At 71.3% G+C, this 15496-nt stretch carries 12 protein-coding genes; 4 read left to right on the plus strand and 8 right to left on the minus strand.

Going from position 1 to position 15496, the window contains the following annotated elements:
* Window positions 1–217 precede the first annotated feature (217 nt).
* The gene (locus ABZ463_RS25195) at window positions 218–712 is read left to right on the plus strand and encodes a GNAT family N-acetyltransferase (protein WP_362779832.1); all 495 of its coding nucleotides are present in this window, start codon (window positions 218–220) and stop codon (window positions 710–712) included.
* Between the two features lie 222 nt (window positions 713–934).
* Entirely contained in the window at window positions 935–1504 is a 570-nt protein-coding gene (locus ABZ463_RS25200; RefSeq protein ID WP_352015045.1) for an NAD(P)H-dependent oxidoreductase, read from the plus strand.
* Between the two features lie 2 nt (window positions 1505–1506).
* Here the strand turns inward: ABZ463_RS25200 and ABZ463_RS25205 are convergent, their stop codons facing one another.
* The 8 genes from ABZ463_RS25205 to ABZ463_RS25240 form a co-directional block, all read right to left on the minus strand.
* Window positions 1507–2259 (minus strand): glycoside hydrolase family 16 protein, encoded by a 753-nt coding sequence (locus ABZ463_RS25205; protein WP_362779564.1) that lies wholly within the window; start codon window positions 2257–2259, stop codon window positions 1507–1509.
* The gene (locus ABZ463_RS25210) at window positions 2259–3986 is read right to left on the minus strand and encodes a hypothetical protein (RefSeq protein WP_362779567.1); all 1728 of its coding nucleotides are present in this window, start codon (window positions 3984–3986) and stop codon (window positions 2259–2261) included. Before ABZ463_RS25210 ends, ABZ463_RS25205 begins: the two co-directional genes overlap by 1 nt.
* Before the next feature lie 17 nt (window positions 3987–4003).
* Window positions 4004–4759: a hypothetical protein gene (locus ABZ463_RS25215; RefSeq protein ID WP_352015042.1), complete on the minus strand. Its 756-nt coding sequence runs from the start codon at window positions 4757–4759 to the stop codon at window positions 4004–4006.
* Window positions 4759–5751: a MinD/ParA family protein gene (locus ABZ463_RS25220; RefSeq protein WP_352015041.1), complete on the minus strand. Its 993-nt coding sequence runs from the start codon at window positions 5749–5751 to the stop codon at window positions 4759–4761. The genes ABZ463_RS25215 and ABZ463_RS25220 overlap by 1 nt, the downstream gene beginning before the upstream one ends.
* Before the next feature lie 35 nt (window positions 5752–5786).
* A complete protein-coding gene (locus ABZ463_RS25225) occupies window positions 5787–7763 on the minus strand; it encodes a hypothetical protein (RefSeq protein ID WP_362779570.1) in 1977 nt (658 codons plus the stop codon).
* On the minus strand, window positions 7760–9529 hold the full coding sequence (locus ABZ463_RS25230; RefSeq protein ID WP_362779573.1) for a hypothetical protein: 1770 nt from the start codon (window positions 9527–9529) through the stop codon (window positions 7760–7762). Before ABZ463_RS25230 ends, ABZ463_RS25225 begins: the two co-directional genes overlap by 4 nt.
* A 29-nt stretch (window positions 9530–9558) precedes the next feature.
* Entirely contained in the window at window positions 9559–10839 is a 1281-nt protein-coding gene (locus ABZ463_RS25235; protein WP_362779576.1) for a hypothetical protein, read from the minus strand.
* Window positions 10840–11289: 450 nt separating this feature from the next.
* A complete protein-coding gene (locus ABZ463_RS25240; protein ID WP_352015037.1) occupies window positions 11290–12849 on the minus strand; it encodes an MFS transporter in 1560 nt (519 codons plus the stop codon).
* A 125-nt stretch (window positions 12850–12974) separates the two neighbouring features.
* Between ABZ463_RS25240 and ABZ463_RS25245 the strand changes: the two genes are divergently transcribed.
* Together ABZ463_RS25245 and hemA are read left to right on the plus strand one after the other, a co-directional pair.
* A complete protein-coding gene (locus tag ABZ463_RS25245; protein ID WP_352015036.1) occupies window positions 12975–13844 on the plus strand; it encodes an NAD(P)-dependent oxidoreductase in 870 nt (289 codons plus the stop codon).
* A gap of 445 nt (window positions 13845–14289) precedes the next feature.
* Entirely contained in the window at window positions 14290–15489 is a 1200-nt protein-coding gene (gene hemA, locus ABZ463_RS25250) for a 5-aminolevulinate synthase (RefSeq protein WP_362779580.1), read from the plus strand.
* The last annotated feature ends 7 nt before the right edge of the window (window positions 15490–15496 follow it).

Raw genomic sequence — 15496 nt, forward strand, 5'->3', positions numbered from 1 at the left:
CCATGACCGTGGAGCCGGTTCCCGGCCGTCGCTGAGTGTACTAATCCTCCGTAAGGGTGGGATAAGAACCGGGAATCACCCCATCTGCCCGGAGTGGTGGGGCGCCCCGGCCTGCCCGTCGATCGGCAGGGTAGCGCGTGCGCACGCTCCATGACCTGTGGACCGGTGGCTTCCGTAGAACCTTCGGCGGGAGATGTCCTGTTACGATCCGCCGGTGATGATCCGTGATGGACTGCCGGAGGATGTCCCTGCGGTCCTGGCGATGTTCGACAGCGCGGTCGCATGGCTGACGGCGCGGGGCCGTACCGGACAGTGGGGCGACCGGCCCTTCTCCGAGGACCCGGCCCGCGTCGAGAAGATCACCTCCTGGGCGCTCTCCGGCGGGATGCGCGTGGCCGAGGTGGACGGCGGGCCCGCGGGGTGCCTCGTGCTCGGCAACGCCGTCGAGTACGTGGAACCCGCCCCGGAACCCGAGCTCTACGTCCAGGGACTGGTCGTCGACCGCCGCTTCGGCGGCCACGGCGTCGGCGCGGCCCTGCTCGCCAGAGCCCGCGAGGAGGCGCTCGAAGGCGGGGCCGTACTGCTGCGGGTGGACTGCTACGCCGGTGACGACGGCCGTCTCGTCGCCTACTACGAGAGCCAGGGCTTCACCAGGGCCGAGCCGTTCACGGTCGGCGCGTGGCCGGGGCAGGTCCTGCAGATGAGGCTGTGACCCGGACACGCTTGTAGACGGGGCTGTACCTGGGCATACGGGGTGGCTCCCGTGGGCGGGAGCGTGACCTGGACATGGGGGACAGGCCCTGCGGACGGGACCGTGACCTGACCATGTGGGGCGGGCCCGTGGACGGGAGTGTGACCGAAGTCGCGGTTGACCTCAAGTCAGCTTGAGGTTGCACGGTTGGGGGTACGAGCCGTGCACCCCGAGGAGGCCACCGTGCTGGACATCGCAGTGATCATCGCCAGTCCCCGCGAGGGCGGCGTCGGCACGACGATCGGCCGATGGTTCCTCACGCAGGCCGGCCGCCGGGCCGACCTGCGCCTCGACGTGATGGAGCTGAGCCGCACCCCGCTTCCCCCCGCCCAGCCGTCCCTGACGGGCGACACCGGGCAGGAGGCCGCCGCGCTGGCCGCCAGGATCGCCGCCGCCGACGGCTTCGTGGTCATCACCCCGGAGTACAACCACGCCTACCCCGCCTGCCTGAAGCTGGCAATCGACGCGGTCCGCCACGAGTGGGCCGCCAAACCCGTCGGGTTCGTCTCGTACGGCGGTCGCTCCGGGGGCCTGCGCGCGGTCGAACAGCTCCGCCTCGTCTTCGCCGAACTGCACGTGGTGTCCCTGCGCGAGACGGTGAGTTTCCACCACACCCCCGTGCTGTTCGACGCCGAGGACAGACCGACCGGGGGCGACGGCGCCGACGGCGCGGTCAAGATCATGCTCGACCAGCTCATCTGGTGGGCGACCACTCTCAAACAAGGCCGCCAGGCCAGGCCGTACACGCCCTGAAATCAGGACTCCAGGGGGTAGACGCGTAGCCAGTCGACCTCCATCCAGGCTTCGCCCTGGTCGCCCTGGCCGGGGAACCAGTCCAGTTGCAGGCAGACCGACATGGGGCTGCGGGCCGCGTTCGGCGAGCGGAACCACTCCTGACCGTCGAGGTAGCCGACGACCCCCTCCGAGGTGTTCTCCACGGCGTAGGTGTGCCAGTCGGTCATGTCCACCTGGGCGTGCGCCTGCTCCTGGCCCTGTGGCGTGTGCAGGAAGAAGTTGGGGCGCTGCCGCTGCGGGTCGTTGATGACCTCAAGGAAGTCGATCTCCTCCCCGGTGGAACTGCGCACGTTCCCGCCGCCCTCCTGCGGCCACAGCAGGGCGACCGGGTGATAGGACCCGGCCCCCGGGTACAGCCGGATGCGCGTCTCCCAACGGCCGTAGGTCTGGACGTGGCGGGCGGCCAGCCCGGCGGTCGTGCCGTCGGCGCGGCCGTACAGGTAGAGGGCGCCGTCACCGAGGAAGAGCTGGTCCGGGGAGCGGCGGCCGTTGCCCGCGTGTCCCGGGGAATCGTAGACGACCCACTCGTCCTCGTCGAGGTAGTCGTCGAACTCGGCGCACCAGGTGGGCGCGCCCCAGCCGAGGGCCTCGGCGTTCTCCGAGGGGGAGCAGTCGGCGCCGGACAGCACCTGGCCCTGCGCGACGGTGAGGGTGCTCACCGCCAGCGCGGCCACCAGGCTGAGCACGGCTAATCGTAGGTTCGACCTGGACATCAGGATCGCCGCTCCTGTGGTCTGGCGCAGAGCGCGGAAGGACTGAAGCTCCAGCAACCCGGTGCCTTCGGCGACCAGGTCCCGGACGGGTTCGCGGGACGGCCCTCACGCCCGGCGGGTGGCCCGAAGGCCCACCGGGAGGTCACGGCCGCCGACCACGGCGTGTTCGCCGCCGCGGTGGGGAACTCGGAGGTACGGCTGTGCCACGGCCCGAGGCTCCAGCACGCGGCGAGCTGGTCGGCGCCGCAGACCCCGGAACCGATGGAGTGCCGCAACGGCGGCAACGGGACGACGACCACGGAGAAGGGGGACGAGGGGAAGGGCACAGCGGCGGGCGCAGTGGTGGATTCGGCAGTGGGTCCGGAGGCGGGCACTTCGGACGGTGCTGTGGCGGGTGCCGCGGTCGGTGTCACGGTGGGCACCTCGGACGGCACGGTGGCGGGTATCGCGGTCGGCACCGTGGTCGGCACTGTGGCCGGCACAGCGGGAGTGGCCGTGGGTACGGCGGTCGCGTCCGGCGTGGCCGTGGGTACGGCGGTCGGGGCCAGAGCCGGAACCGAGGTCGGAACCGGGGTCGGGGTCGGCGGGACCGGTTCGGGTGGGGAGGCGACGGAGACCGAGGGGCTCTTGGTCGTCGACTCGGAGTTCGTGCCGGTCTTCGCCTTCTGCCGCGTCTTCCTCCGGGCCTTCTCGTGGGCCTTCTCACCACCGCTCTTCTTCGCGCCGGCCTTCGCACCGCCCTTCTTGTCACCGGCCTTCTTGGTGGTGTCGTTCTTTCCCTGGTCCTTCTTCTCGTCGTGTTTCGCGCCGGGCTTCTTCGCCGTGGGCTTCTCGCCGGTGGAGTTCTTCGGCGGCTTCGGGGAGGCGGTCAGGTCGTCGCCCGGCTTCTGCGCCGTGGCCGGGGCGGGCGGCGTCGTGGCCACCTGCGGAACCTCACCCTTGCCGGGCTTGCCGAGACCCGGGGTGGGAGCGGGGACCGGGGACGCCGGATCGTCGATCGAGAGCGAATCGATGTCACTCGTCTTCCCGGCGGGCGCCTTCAGCGCCGTGACAGCGGGGGTCTCCTGCGTCGTGGGGACGTCCGTGTCGGAGGAGGGCTCCTTGTGTGCCGCCTTGGGGCGCGCGAGCGGCTTCGACGAGGAGGTCCCCTTGCCGGTTTCGGAGACTTTGGTGGACTTCCCGGCGGACTTCTTGGCGGGCTTCTTCGCGGAGCCACTACCGGAGTCACCGGCAGAGCCACCACCGGAGTCGCCGTCGGAACCGCCATCGGAGTCGCCGTCGGAACCGCCATCGGAGTCGCCGGTGGAACCGCCGTCGGAGTGATCGGCTGGCTGGTCGGATTCCGGAACGTCGGGGTCGGACCCCTCGGCGGGCGCCACCTCCCCGGCCTCCTCCGAGCCCCCGGAGCCGCCGGAACCCTTGGAACCTTCAGAGCTCTTGGAGCCCGCAGAGTCCTTGGAATCCCCAGAGCTCCCGGAGTCCCCGGACCCCTCAGCGTCCCCGGACCCCCCGGAGTCCTTGGAGATCGACGAGCCCTCCGAGTCGGAGAGCGCGGAGGTGTCCGACTCGGTCTCGGGAGCCGTCTGGGAGGTGGTCGAGGTCTCACTCGTGGGTTCGGCCAGGGCGCTCCACGGGTGGGCGGCGACCGCTCCCGCCGTCGCGGAGACCCCGGCGAGCAGCAGGCCTGACATCAGGGTGACGCGCCGGGACGGGATGCGTCGGGGCATGGGCGGTCCTCCTCGATCTAGGGGGTGGGGTCGGAACCGGCGATGGGCTTCCAGCCCGCGGCGGTGAACTCGGGACTGCCGGGCAGGGCGACCTGGGGCACCGTGGTCGTGACCGGGTCGGGGATGTTGACCCAGTCACCCTGGCTCGGGCCACGCATGGTGGGGTTCCAGCTCATGAGCAGGTTCATGGCGTACGGACTCGAATAGGTGGGGTCGGTGTCCCCGACGCCCTTGGTCGCGGTCACCTGGACCAGGACGGAGACCTGGACCAGGTCCTTCGAGCGGGAACGCCACTGGACGCCGATCGTCCTGGTTCGCATCGCGGCGTCCTCGGGCAGCGGTCCGGTCCTGGGCAGGCCGAGGGTCTGCCGCCATCCGGCGACCGCCGCCCGCGCCCCGGCCAGGGCCGTGTCCCGCTGCTCCGGCGGGGCGTACAGGACGGCGGCATGCTCGGCCTGGGCGACGTCCAGCGTCCAGGCGCCCTCAAGCGCGGCGGCGGCGGCCGAGGCCGCCCCCAGGTCCGTGTGCGGGAACCCGACGGGATAACCCGCCTCGCTCTCGTAGCCGGACGGCTGCGCGAGCACGACGCCCCCGCCTCCGTCCTCGGCGGTGGAGACCGTCGAGACCACCTGGGGTTCCTGGCCGCCTCCCACGACGCGCCACATCACGGCCGCCAGCAGGATGGCCCCGACCATGGAGACGACGACGAGGAGCATCCTGCGGTTGTTGCGTGGCGGGCCGAGGTCCCAGTCCAGGTCGCCGTTCTTGGCCACTAGCGGCTCCGGTCCTGGCGCTGGCCGAACGCCTGGCCCGCCGCGGCGGCCAGACGCAGGTAGGCGCCCCTGGTGGTCGGGCGCAGCCGTACGAGGTCGACCTCGGCGCCCTCCTTGAGATGCGGGTCGTACGGCACGCGGATCACCGAGCGGCAGCGGGCGGCGAAGTGCCGTTCGAGCAGGCTGACGTCCACGTCGGACTTGGGCTCGACGGCGTTGAGCACGACGATGGCGTTCCTGACCAGGTCGGAGTGGCCGTGGGCGGTCAGCCAGTCCAGCGTCGCGGCGGCCGAGTTGGCGCCGTCGACGGCGACGAGGCTGACCAGCACGATCTGGTCGGCCAGCTCCAGCGTCGCCCCCATGGCGCCGTGCAGCAGCCCCGTCCCGCAGTCGGTGATGCAGATGGAGTAGTAACGCTCGATGAGCCCGGCGACCGTCCGGTAGTCGTCGGCGTCGAACGCCTCGCTCACCGCCGGGTCGCTGTCTGAGGCGAGGACCTCAAGCCGGGCGGGCGACTGGGAGGTGAAGGCGCGCGCGTCGGCGTAACGCATGATGTGCGGGGCCTCGGCGAGCATGGTGCGGATGGTCGCCGCGGTCTCCGACTTGACCTTCAGCCCGAGGGTGCCCCGGTCGGGGTTGGCGTCGATGGCGATCACCCGGTCGCCCCGCAGGGAGGCCAGGGTGTTGCCGAGGGCGACGGTCGTGGTGGTCTTGCCGACCCCGCCCTTGAGACTCATCACCGCGATCCGGTGGTGGCCGCTGGCCACCGGGGTCTGGGCCTGGGCGATCAGCGTGCGGCGTTCCAGTTCGGCGCTCGACTCGGCAGGGGTGATCCTCCCGCCGGAGACCTGCCACACCAGGCGGCGCCAGCCGCCGGTCGGTTCGGGACGTCGGTTGATGAGCAGGTGTTCGGCGGTGAGGGGGACCGTCTCCTGGAACGGTTCGCCCTGCGGGGGCGGCGAAGCCTGGATCTGGGGGGACGTCTCCGTCATGGCCAGGGTCCTTTCACAGAGGGCAGCGCGGGAGGTCAGCAGGTCTGCCAGCGCACCGTGGTGGTGATCGAGTCGTCGGGTCCGTGGACGGTCAGGGAGGTCGTCGCGGTGAAGGGCGTGCCGCACCAGTGGCGGATGCGGTGGGCGCGCAGGGCGATCACGTCGGGGCGGCCCGGCCGTGTGGTGCCGCTCGACGGGCGCACCGTCAGGCCGGGGGCCGTGACGCGCCACCGCAGGGGGGAGCCCGTCACGGTGAGGAGGATGTTCCCCTGACCGAACTCGTCGAGCGTCACCAGGGGAGGGACACGCACCCGCTTGGCGAGTTCCCCCGACCCTCCCGGCTCTCCCGAGGCGGACCCGGACGACTCGGCCCCGGGGAACGTCAGCTGGGGCGAGGCCGTCGGCCGGTCGGGTGTCTGGCTCTGCGTGGTCGTCCGCAGGGAGGTCACCGTGTCCCGCGACCCCATCACGGGCGCCAGGAGGTTCATCCCCAGCAGGGTGCCCGTCGCGCCCGCGACGACGACGATCACGACCTTGACGGTGGTGTTCCTGAGCCACGTCCCGAGGGGGGCGAGCGCCTCCAGGACGCGGACCCCGAGGGGATACCCCTCCGTATCGTCCGGCTCGCGTCCCGTCGCGGGCTTCGGAGCGGGCTTCTGGGGGGACTTCTGGGCGGGCTTCTGGGAGGACTTGGCGACGGCGGGCAGGGACGGCATGGTGGCCGAGGCGTCCGTCTCGCGCTCGGCGGTGTTCCGCGCCCACGCCTGGGTGAACAGGGCGTCGTAGAGCGGGGTGTTCTGCCCGGGGACGGGCGGCGCGAGTGGCGGCCCCGAGGGCACCGGGGGCACCGAGGGCCCCGGGGCGGGCAGCACGGGCAGGGACGGCAGCGTGGGACGGTCCCCGTGCCGCTCGGGGGACCTCGGGGTCTCGGAGGACTTGGGAGACCTGGAGGACGTGGGGGAGCGGTCTCCCGAGGCCGGGCCGTACGGCATGGAGCGGTCCCGGCGGCTGCGCCGGTCGGTTTCGGTCTCGGGCGCCGGACGATCCCGGCGGTCAGGGCTCTGCTTCGGCCCGGTACGGCTCACGCCCTCGGGACGGACGGTCCGGTAGGGCATCGTGGAGCGGTCCTGCCTGGCGGGACGCGTCCGGGGGTCCACGGCGGCGGGGGGCCCGGAGACGGGTTCGGTACCGGTTTCCGCGACGGCCGTGGGCGCGGCGAGCGGTCCCGCTCCGGCGATGCCCGGGGAACGCCTGGCCGGGGGCTTCGGCGGGGACGGCGGCGGCTCGGGCAGGGCGTCCAGGAGCTGACGCCGGACCTGCGGGGGAAGCGAGCGGATGCGCGGATGGGAGACCATCTGCGGGACCGTGTAACGGATGTTGATCGGCCGCGCGCACACCGGGCACTTCAGCATGTGGGAGATCAGGTCCCCCCGTGCCTCCGCGTCGATGTCGGCGGCCGTCCACTCCTCCTCGGGGAAGATCCGCTCGACGAGGGGGCCCAGCTCGGGGCAGGTGCGGCGGTGGTTGGCGAGGGCGTCGAGCCCGCTGGCCAGGATCTCCAGCAGGTCCTGGGTGCGGGTGGCGAGCCTGGTGATCTCCTCGACCGGCATGGCCAGGACGTGCGCGAGGTCCTCGGTGGTGAGTCCGTGGCGGTACATCAGCCTGAGCGTCTCGGTGCCCAGCGGTTCGACGAGCGACCAGACGCGCTCGGTGACCTCCTCGTCCGGCATGCCGGGCCCCGTGTCGGGGACGTAGATCTCCCGGTGGTCGGGGGACGCCAGGCAGTCACGCCGCAGGGCGGAGAACAGCCGTCCTCTGACGCCGACCCCCTCCGGCGGGGACGGCTCGGCCAGGCACGCGGTCAGCACGGAGGCGACCGCGGGTAACGCCCGGCCTGAGGCGAGGTGGGAGGCGGCGTAGTCCAGCAGGTGCGCGCCGTGTTCGCTCACCCACGCCGCCCCCTCGCCGCCGGCGCCGGGCGTGACACGCCCGACGCCGGTGGAGGTGCTCATGGTCCGGTGGGCCCGTCCTGGTCCGGCTCGACCTGGCCGGGGCCGTTCTTGATGTAGCGACGGGTCTCGTACGGCCCCGCGTCGGACGGGGTCTCCCGCCGCTGCTGCTTGGAGTGGCTCGTCTGCTGGTCGGGCTGCGGCTGGGCGGGTACGAGGCCGCCGGACTGGTCGTGCTTGTCGGGCTGGGCCGGGGGCTGCTGGCCGTACTCGCCGTTCTGGCCCTGCTGGTTCTGCTGGTCGGGCTGGCCCTGCTGACCGGGCTGGTCGTCCTGGCCGTAGGGGTCGTACTGGTCGTTCTGGTCCGGCTGCTGCTGCTCGGGCTGCTGCTCGGGCTGCGCGGGGGCCTGGGGAGACTGGGCGGGGGCCTGGTCCGTCACCACGAACTCCAGGTTCCGCTCGGGCAGGCCGGTGAACTTGGTCCAGTTGCTGACCTCGCCGGGCGCGGGCTCGGCGTAGAGCCAGCGGACGAAGGCGGGCCACCGGCAGGAGTCGCGGGGGATGACCGCGCCGTCCTGGTCGGCGCCGAGCTCGCGCAGCTCGTCCTCGGTGTAGTCACGGCACGGCGGGGTTCCCGGCGGGGCGATGTTGAGGTCCCACACGCCGTTCTCGTCGGTGTAGCGCATGTTCTTGTCGAGCCCCAGGGCCTCCTGGGCCCGCTTGAGCAGCTCGGGGTCCTTGAAGACCGGCAGCGTCTCCACTCCCGCTCCCATGGGGGCGGGCTGGAGCACGGTCTGGTCGGGCTCCTGCTCGGGGGTGAACGCCTCCCCGTTCTCGTCGGTCGTCTCGGGCGCCGACTGCGCGTCCGGGTGGTGTTTGCCCGAGGACTTCGGAGCGGCGTCCGAAGTCTTGGGAGCGGCGTCCGAGGACTTGGGAGCGGCGTCCTGGGGCTGGTTGACCGGGTTCTGGGGCTTCTGCTTGGCGGTTGTCTTGGGCGGCGTGACCGGCTTGGCCGTGCCGTTGGGCAGGGCGGGCTTGAGGGCGCCGGTCGGCTTGGCGGCCTTGGGCGGCTTGGGAGAGTCCGGCTGCGGCTTCTCGTCACGGTCGGCGACCTTCGGCGCGTCCGCGCCGATGCCGAGCTTCGGCTTCTCCGCGAGGGTCGCGGGCTTGTCGATCACACTGCCGTTGTCCGAGATGCCCCCACTGACCTTCTTCGTCGGCGGGGGCGGGGGCGGGTCGGCCTTGGTGTTCGTCTTCGGGGGCTGGACCGGGGCGGAGACGGGTGCCTTCTGCGTGGTGCCGCCGCCTCCACCGCCTCCGCCCCCGCCGCCCGTGTTGCTCTTCGGGGGGGCGTCGTTCTTGACGGGCTTGACCGTCGGCTGCGGCGCGGCCTTCGGCGCTGTGTCCTTGGCGTCCTTGGTGTCCTTGGCCGTCCCGGACTTGGGGTTGCTGGGACGCTGGAGCGGGGCCGTGGCACTGGCCAGCACGGGCAGGCCGATGCAGCCTCCCGCGCTTCCTGAGACGGCGTGCCCGTCGGCGGTCGCGGTCAGGCAGACCTTCGCACCGGCCAGGGCCGTGCCGAGGGGACCCTTCTTGCTGATCGTGCTGCCCGCGTCGGAGCCGGACAGCGACGGGGCCTCGCCCGCCTTCCACGCCTGGGCGAGTTCGTCCAGGTGATAGGTCCCCGCGGCCAGCCGTACGGACTGCTCGGCGGGGGGCTGGGAACGGGCGGCGATGACGGTTCCCAGCCCGGCGCCGGCACCGAACACGCCGATCGCGATGCTCGCGGTGATCACCGTCGCACGTGAGGGCTTACGTGAAGGTGTCATATGGGCGTTCCTCTTCTCCCGGTGGGACGTCAGTCGCCGTGGCTCTCCAGGACCTCACTCCACTCGCCCAGTACACGGACGGGGTCGGTGGAGCCGGCGGGGGGTACATATGTCACGTACATCCGTCCATAGGTGGCGCTCGCCGAGTGGGTGAACGCCTTGTTGCGCGTGCGGACTGCGGCGGAACCCTTCAGGGTGACCTTCGCCCCCGCGCGCTCGGCCATGCGGGTGTCGGTTGAGCGCGCCGAGTACCAGACCAGGGCGCCCCCGTCCCCGGTTCGCAGCGCCCGGATCGGGCCCTCCTGACGGTAGGTCAGGCTGAGGATCCATCCGGCGTCCTCAAGCTGGGCGCGTTCCTGCTGCCAGAACTTCACGGTCTCGCTGGTCCACGGCCCGTCCTCGAATCTCTGGTCGGGCTTGGCGCTCTCCAGGCTCTCCAGGTGCTCCTCGGCGATCTGGCGCGGGGTCGCGACCAGGCCGGTGGCGTTCTCAGGAAGGCTCGTGGCGTAGCCTTCGGCGTCCGTGGCGATCTTGGGGAAGGCGGGCAGGATCGCGCGGGTGTCGAGTCCCGAGGCGACCAGGCGCCAGCCCGCCGGGGTCGAGCTCATCAGGTCGACGACCCGGGCGATGCCGGTCTCGTGGGCGACCGCGACGAACCAGTCGGGGGAGCCCTCGACGTGCCGGGGCACCCACACCTGCGGGTTCGGCCAGGTGCCCGAGGCGACCGTTTCGCCCTGCATCTTGGCGGTCTTGAAGCTGGCCCGGGTCATCTCGACCGCCAGTCCGCCTTCGAGCTTGCCCATGGCCGCCGAGTCCATCCGGGTCTGAACCGCCGACAGGTTCTTCTGGTACGAGCCGTGGATGCGGTAGGCCTGCCGGACGGTGAGCTGGGGGGACTCCTCGGGCTTCGCGGTCGTCCCGATGGCGGTCTTGCCCGGTGGCGCGGTGGCGGAGGCGCCGTCCCCGGCGCCGCTCCGGTCGACGTAGACCGAGGTGGAGGGGGCGGGCTTGCCGACGTCGGTGTCCGAGGGGCTCCGCGACGCCGCTCCCCAGCCCGCGCTCGACGTCTGCGGCGAGGGGTCGGCCACGAGGGTCTGCGGGGTCGCGGAGTTGGCCCTGATCAGCCAGACGCCCGCGCCCGCGACGACCACGGAGAGGGTTCCGAACAGTACGGCACGGCGCCAGTTGAACGTCGGCAGGCTCTCGGGGTGCCAGTCGGACTCGTGCTCAGATTCGTCTCCGGTGGAAGCGCCGCCACGACCGGGAGGCCAGGCTTCCTCATCTGGGAAATCTGATGCACGCCATGACATAGGTCCAAATATTAGACTGACCGTGATCCATTGGGAAGGTAAAGCGCAATGGTAATCGGCACTTATGGTTATTAAGTTATAAATAATACATAATCATAGATATGTGCTGTCCGAAACCCCTCCTTTGCGGCCGGGTGCCGAGGCCGTACGGGGGGTGCCGGAACCTCTCTGGAGAGGTTCGCGGCCTGAGGTTTGCGCTGGTCTGCGCTATTTGCTGGTGATCTGATATTTCCCTGAAGCGGGGTTTCCGTTCTCCTTGCGTTGTATTTCCGTTTTCCGAGGGTGGGGGCGGGGAGGGGGAAATCGTTTCCAGCCCCGAGGCGCCGTCCCGGCCCCCCGGCGGTCGGACGGAATGGCCCGCGCCCTTTCGAGGCGCCCGATCGGGCGAGCTGAACACGACAATTAGGGGCTGTCCCTTTTCCCGAACGCGCGAGGGTTTCCCGGCGCGGGTCAGCCGATCCGCGCGGGCTCGTCGTCCTGCGCGCGGCCCGCGTCGTCGAGGACCACCTCCGGGATCTCCTTGGGAACACCGCGCAGCGTGAACAGCACGGCCACCGCCAGTACGGCCAGCAGCGCGGCCCCCGTCACCAGCGTGGTCCGCATGCCGTCGAGGAAGGCCAGCCTCGCGGCCCGCCCGACGGCCTCCGCGACCTGGGCGGGCAGGCCGGCCGCGACCTGCAGCGCCCCGCCGAGTGACTCCCCGATCTGCCCGGCCACCCGGTCCGGCACCCCGGCGGGCAGCCGCAGGCCGTCGCGGTAGGCGCCGTTCAGCACACTTCCCAGTACGGCGATGCCCAGCGCGCCGCCCATCTCCTGACCGGTCTCCGCGATGGCCGAGGCAGCCCCGGCCCGCTCCCTGGGGACGGAGGCCAGGATGGTGTCACCGGTGACGGCGAAGGCGAACCCGTTGCCGAACCCCGCGAGGACCATGGCGAGCAGCATGTACGGGTAGCCGGTGTCCGTCCCGAACCGGCTGTACAGCACGAACGCCGTCGCGCCGAGGGCCAGCCCGAGGGCCACGACCCGGGCCCTGCCGAGCAGGCCGACCAGCGGGGTCGCCAGGGCGCCGCCGACCGCCGCGCCGAGTCCGCCGGGCAGGCTCGCCAGCCCCGAGACCAGCGGCGACCACCCCAGGACGAGCTGGAAGTACTGCGCGAAGGCCAGTGAGGCGGCCAGCATGGAGAAGATGCACACGACGTTGGCCCCGACCGCGCCGGAGAAGGCGCGGTGGTGGAAGAGCCGCACGTCGATGAGGGGTTCGGCCAGCCGCCGCTGACGCCGGACGAACAGGGCGAGAACCACCACGCCGACCACCGCCGCGACCAGGACGCCGGGCGCGGTCACCCCGTCGTGAGCGGCGTTCTTCACCGCGTAGATGACCGCGACCACCCCGACGATCGACAGCGGGACGCTGACCGGGTCGATCCGCCCCGGGTTCGGGTTGCGCGACTCGGGGAGCACGAGGGCGCCGGCGACGACGATCAGCGCGGCGACCGGGACATTGACCAGGAAGACCGACCCCCACCAGAAGTGGTCGAGCAGCAGGCCTCCGATCACCGGGCCGAGGGCGAAGCCGAGCGCCGAGACGCTGCTCCAGACGCCGACCGCGGTGGCCCGCTCGCGGGGGGAGGTGAAGACGTTGCGGATGATCGACAGGGTCGAGGGCATGACGGTCGCGCCCGCGACGCCGAGCAGCGCCCTGGCGGCGATCAGCAGCTCCGGCGTCGGGGCGTAGGCCGTCAGCGCGGAGGCGCAGGCGAAGGCGACGAGCCCGGCCAGCAGCAGCCTCCTGCGCCCGATCCGGTCGCCGAGGTTGCCCATCGTGACCAGGAGCCCGGCCAGGGCGAAGCCGTACACGTCGACGATCCACAGGAACTGGGTGGCGGAGGGGCGCATGTCCCGCGTCAGCTTCGGCGCGGCCAGGTGGAGCACGGTCAGATCGATGCTGAGGAGCAGTACGGCGAGACAGGCGACGGCCAGTGTGCCCCACCGGCGGGAGGAGGAGATCATGGGAGGAGCGTCGGTGACGGCGTTGACGGGACGCTGACCGGACGCTGACGGCCCGTCCGGTTGCGCTTCCGTGGATCAGGGAAGCCCTCCGGTAGGCGGGAACGGGGACGACGGAGGGGAAGGCAATGCGGGTAGCGGTGCTCGGGATGGGTCGGATGGGCAGGGCGATGGCCCAGCGACTGCTCGCCCGCGGTCACACGGTGCGGGTCTGGAACCGTACGCCGGGCAGGGCCGCCGAGGTGGTCGACGCGGGCGCGACCGAGGTCCACTCGCCGCTGGACGCCGCGCTGGACGCCGAGGCCGTGCTGCTGTCCCTCGCCGACGACCGGGCCAGCCGCGACGTGATGGGACGGCTCGTCTCCCTGGGGCCGGACGAGGCGACGGTCATCGCCGACACGAGCACCGTCTCCCCTTCGACCTCCCGTGAGCTGCGGGACATCGCGCCCGGCCGCCGTTTCGTGGCCGCGCCGGTCATCGGGGCGCCGCAGGCGGTGGTCGAGGGACAGGCCACGGTGCTGATCGGCGGCGATCGGGAGTACGCCCGCGACCTCGACCCCGTCTGGTGCGACCTGTTCGCGGTCCAGCACTACTGCGGGGAGGACCCTGGCGGCGCGCTGACGTTCAAGCTGCTCAGCAACTACCTGCTCATGGCCGGGCTCGCCGTGCTCGGCGAGGTGGTCGCGACCGGTCAGGCGGCCGGGCTCGACCAGGAGAGGCTTCGCGACTTCCTGAGCCGCTGGCCGACCGTGGCCCCCGCCCTGCACAACCGGCTCGACGACGTCCTCGACGGTGACCACAAGGGCTGGTTCACCACCCCGCTCGGCGCCAAGGACGTACGGCTGGCCGTCGAGCTCGGGGAGTCCCTCGGCCTCGAACTGCCCGTCGCCCGGCTGGTCGAGCGACGTTACGAGGAGGCCGCGGAGAACGGCTGGGCGGACCGCGACATCGCGGCGGTCGTCGAGCTGGTTCGCCGCCGTCCGGAACCCCCCAGGTGACGGCCGGAAAACACGGCTGATTTCCTTCAAACGCTGATAAACCCCGGCTTGACAGGAATTCCCAACATCCCTACTGTCTGTGTAGGTAATACAGGAAATAGCGCACATATCCCTGATTAGGGTCTGTGCGGGACAGCACTTCCGTGGCCACTCTCGCGATAGGGGCGACGAGATCGATGGCAAGAACGAGAGCTGATCTTTCCGGCGCACGCGGGGCGGCGACGTCCCGCACGGAGCCTGGTGGCGCGCCCACCACCTGTCGGACCTGTACCGAGAGCTGAGAGGCCGGGGGCCGCCGTGGCGGCTGACCCGTTTCGTTTTCCGTGGCGCGTGCCCCTGGGGCCGGGGCCGCCGGATCGCCGTGTCCGTCTCACGGGCGCCGTCGCCACAGGCCGAAGGTTGGGCCGACTCCTCCAGAAACCGGGGTTGAATCATCATGCGGACGTTGACGGAGCACACGAACACGCTGCTGGGGATATTTCCCAAGAAAATCGAAGAACTTAAAAAGGACGGGCTTTATCGCAGTTTCGTCCCCTTCTCCCATCTGGCCGCCGAACGCGGCCACGCGGTACACAGCACAGACGGTGCGGGCCGGGTCCAGGTCTGGTGCAGCAACGACTACCTCGGACTCAGCCAGCACCCCGAGGTCATCCGGGCGCAACTCGACTCGACCGTGGAACACGGCACGGGCAGCGGCGGATCACGCAACATCGCGGGCACCAGCGCGGCCCACGTCGAACTGGAGACCAGACTCGCGGCCTGGCACGGCAAGGAACGCGCGCTGGTCTTCTCCAGCGGCTACATCGCCAACTTCGAGACGCTGAGCACCGTCATCTCCGCGCTCCCCGGCATCGTCGTCTTCTCCGACGCCAAGAACCACCGTTCCCTCATCGAGGGAATCCTCCGTACGGGATGCGCGAAACACATCTTCCCGCACAACGACCTCGACGAGCTGGAGAGGGCGCTCGCCCAGTACGACCACGACCGTCCCAAGCTGATCGTGTTCGAGACCGTCTACTCGATGGACGGCGACGTCACCCCGGTGCGCGCCATCTGCGACCTCGCGGAGAAGTACAACGCGCTGACCTTCGTGGACGAGACGCACGCCGTGGGCACCAGGGGCCCGACGGGCGCCGGAGTGTGCGAGGAGGCCGGGGAGAACAGGCCGACCTTCGTGCAGGGCGTCTTCAGCAAGGCCTTCGGGACGGTGGGCGGATACGTGGCGGGTCCCGACGCGGCGCTGGACTACGTCCGCTCCCACGCGCCCGGGTTCATCTTCACCACCTCGCTGCCCCACTCCAGCCTGGACGCCACGCTCAGAAGCCTGGAGCTCATCCAGGACGGCGACGCCCTCAGGCGCGCGCTGGCCGACAACGTGCGTCACCTGAAACAGGCGCTGCGCGCCGCCGGGATCGGCTTCCTCGACGCGGACAGCCACCTGGTCCCGGTGCTGGTGCCCGGCGCCGAACGTGTCAGGCGGGTGGCGCGCGTGCTCTTCGAGGAACATGACGTCTACGTCACCCCGATCAACTTCCCCTCCGTGCCCAGGGGCGCGGAGCGCTTCCGGATCACCGTTCCGCCCTTCAGGACCTCCGGCCAGATCGACGACTTCGTGGCCGCGCTGCGCAAGAGCCTGGACTCCTGAACGCCTC

It is taken from the genome of Streptosporangium sp. NPDC020145 (genome assembly GCF_040631275.1).
Taxonomy (GTDB): Bacteria; Actinomycetota; Actinomycetes; order Streptosporangiales; family Streptosporangiaceae; genus Streptosporangium.

Excerpts from the sequence above, each read along its gene's own strand:
- ABZ463_RS25210 (WP_362779567.1), bottom strand. The coding sequence starts at position 3,986 with ATGCCCCGACGCATCCCGTCCCGGCGCGTCACCCTGATGTCAGGCCTG.
- ABZ463_RS25240 (WP_352015037.1), bottom strand. The coding sequence starts at position 12,849 with ATGATCTCCTCCTCCCGCCGGTGGGGCACACTGGCCGTCGCCTGTCTC.
- ABZ463_RS25220 (WP_352015041.1), bottom strand. The coding sequence starts at position 5,751 with ATGACGGAGACGTCCCCCCAGATCCAGGCTTCGCCGCCCCCGCAGGGC.
- ABZ463_RS25230 (WP_362779573.1), bottom strand. The coding sequence starts at position 9,529 with ATGACACCTTCACGTAAGCCCTCACGTGCGACGGTGATCACCGCGAGC.
- ABZ463_RS25245 (WP_352015036.1), top strand. The coding sequence starts at position 12,975 with ATGCGGGTAGCGGTGCTCGGGATGGGTCGGATGGGCAGGGCGATGGCC.
- ABZ463_RS25225 (WP_362779570.1), bottom strand. The coding sequence starts at position 7,763 with ATGAGCACCTCCACCGGCGTCGGGCGTGTCACGCCCGGCGCCGGCGGC.
- ABZ463_RS25205 (WP_362779564.1), bottom strand. The coding sequence starts at position 2,259 with ATGTCCAGGTCGAACCTACGATTAGCCGTGCTCAGCCTGGTGGCCGCG.
- ABZ463_RS25195 (WP_362779832.1), top strand. The coding sequence starts at position 218 with ATGATCCGTGATGGACTGCCGGAGGATGTCCCTGCGGTCCTGGCGATG.
- ABZ463_RS25235 (WP_362779576.1), bottom strand. The coding sequence starts at position 10,839 with ATGTCATGGCGTGCATCAGATTTCCCAGATGAGGAAGCCTGGCCTCCC.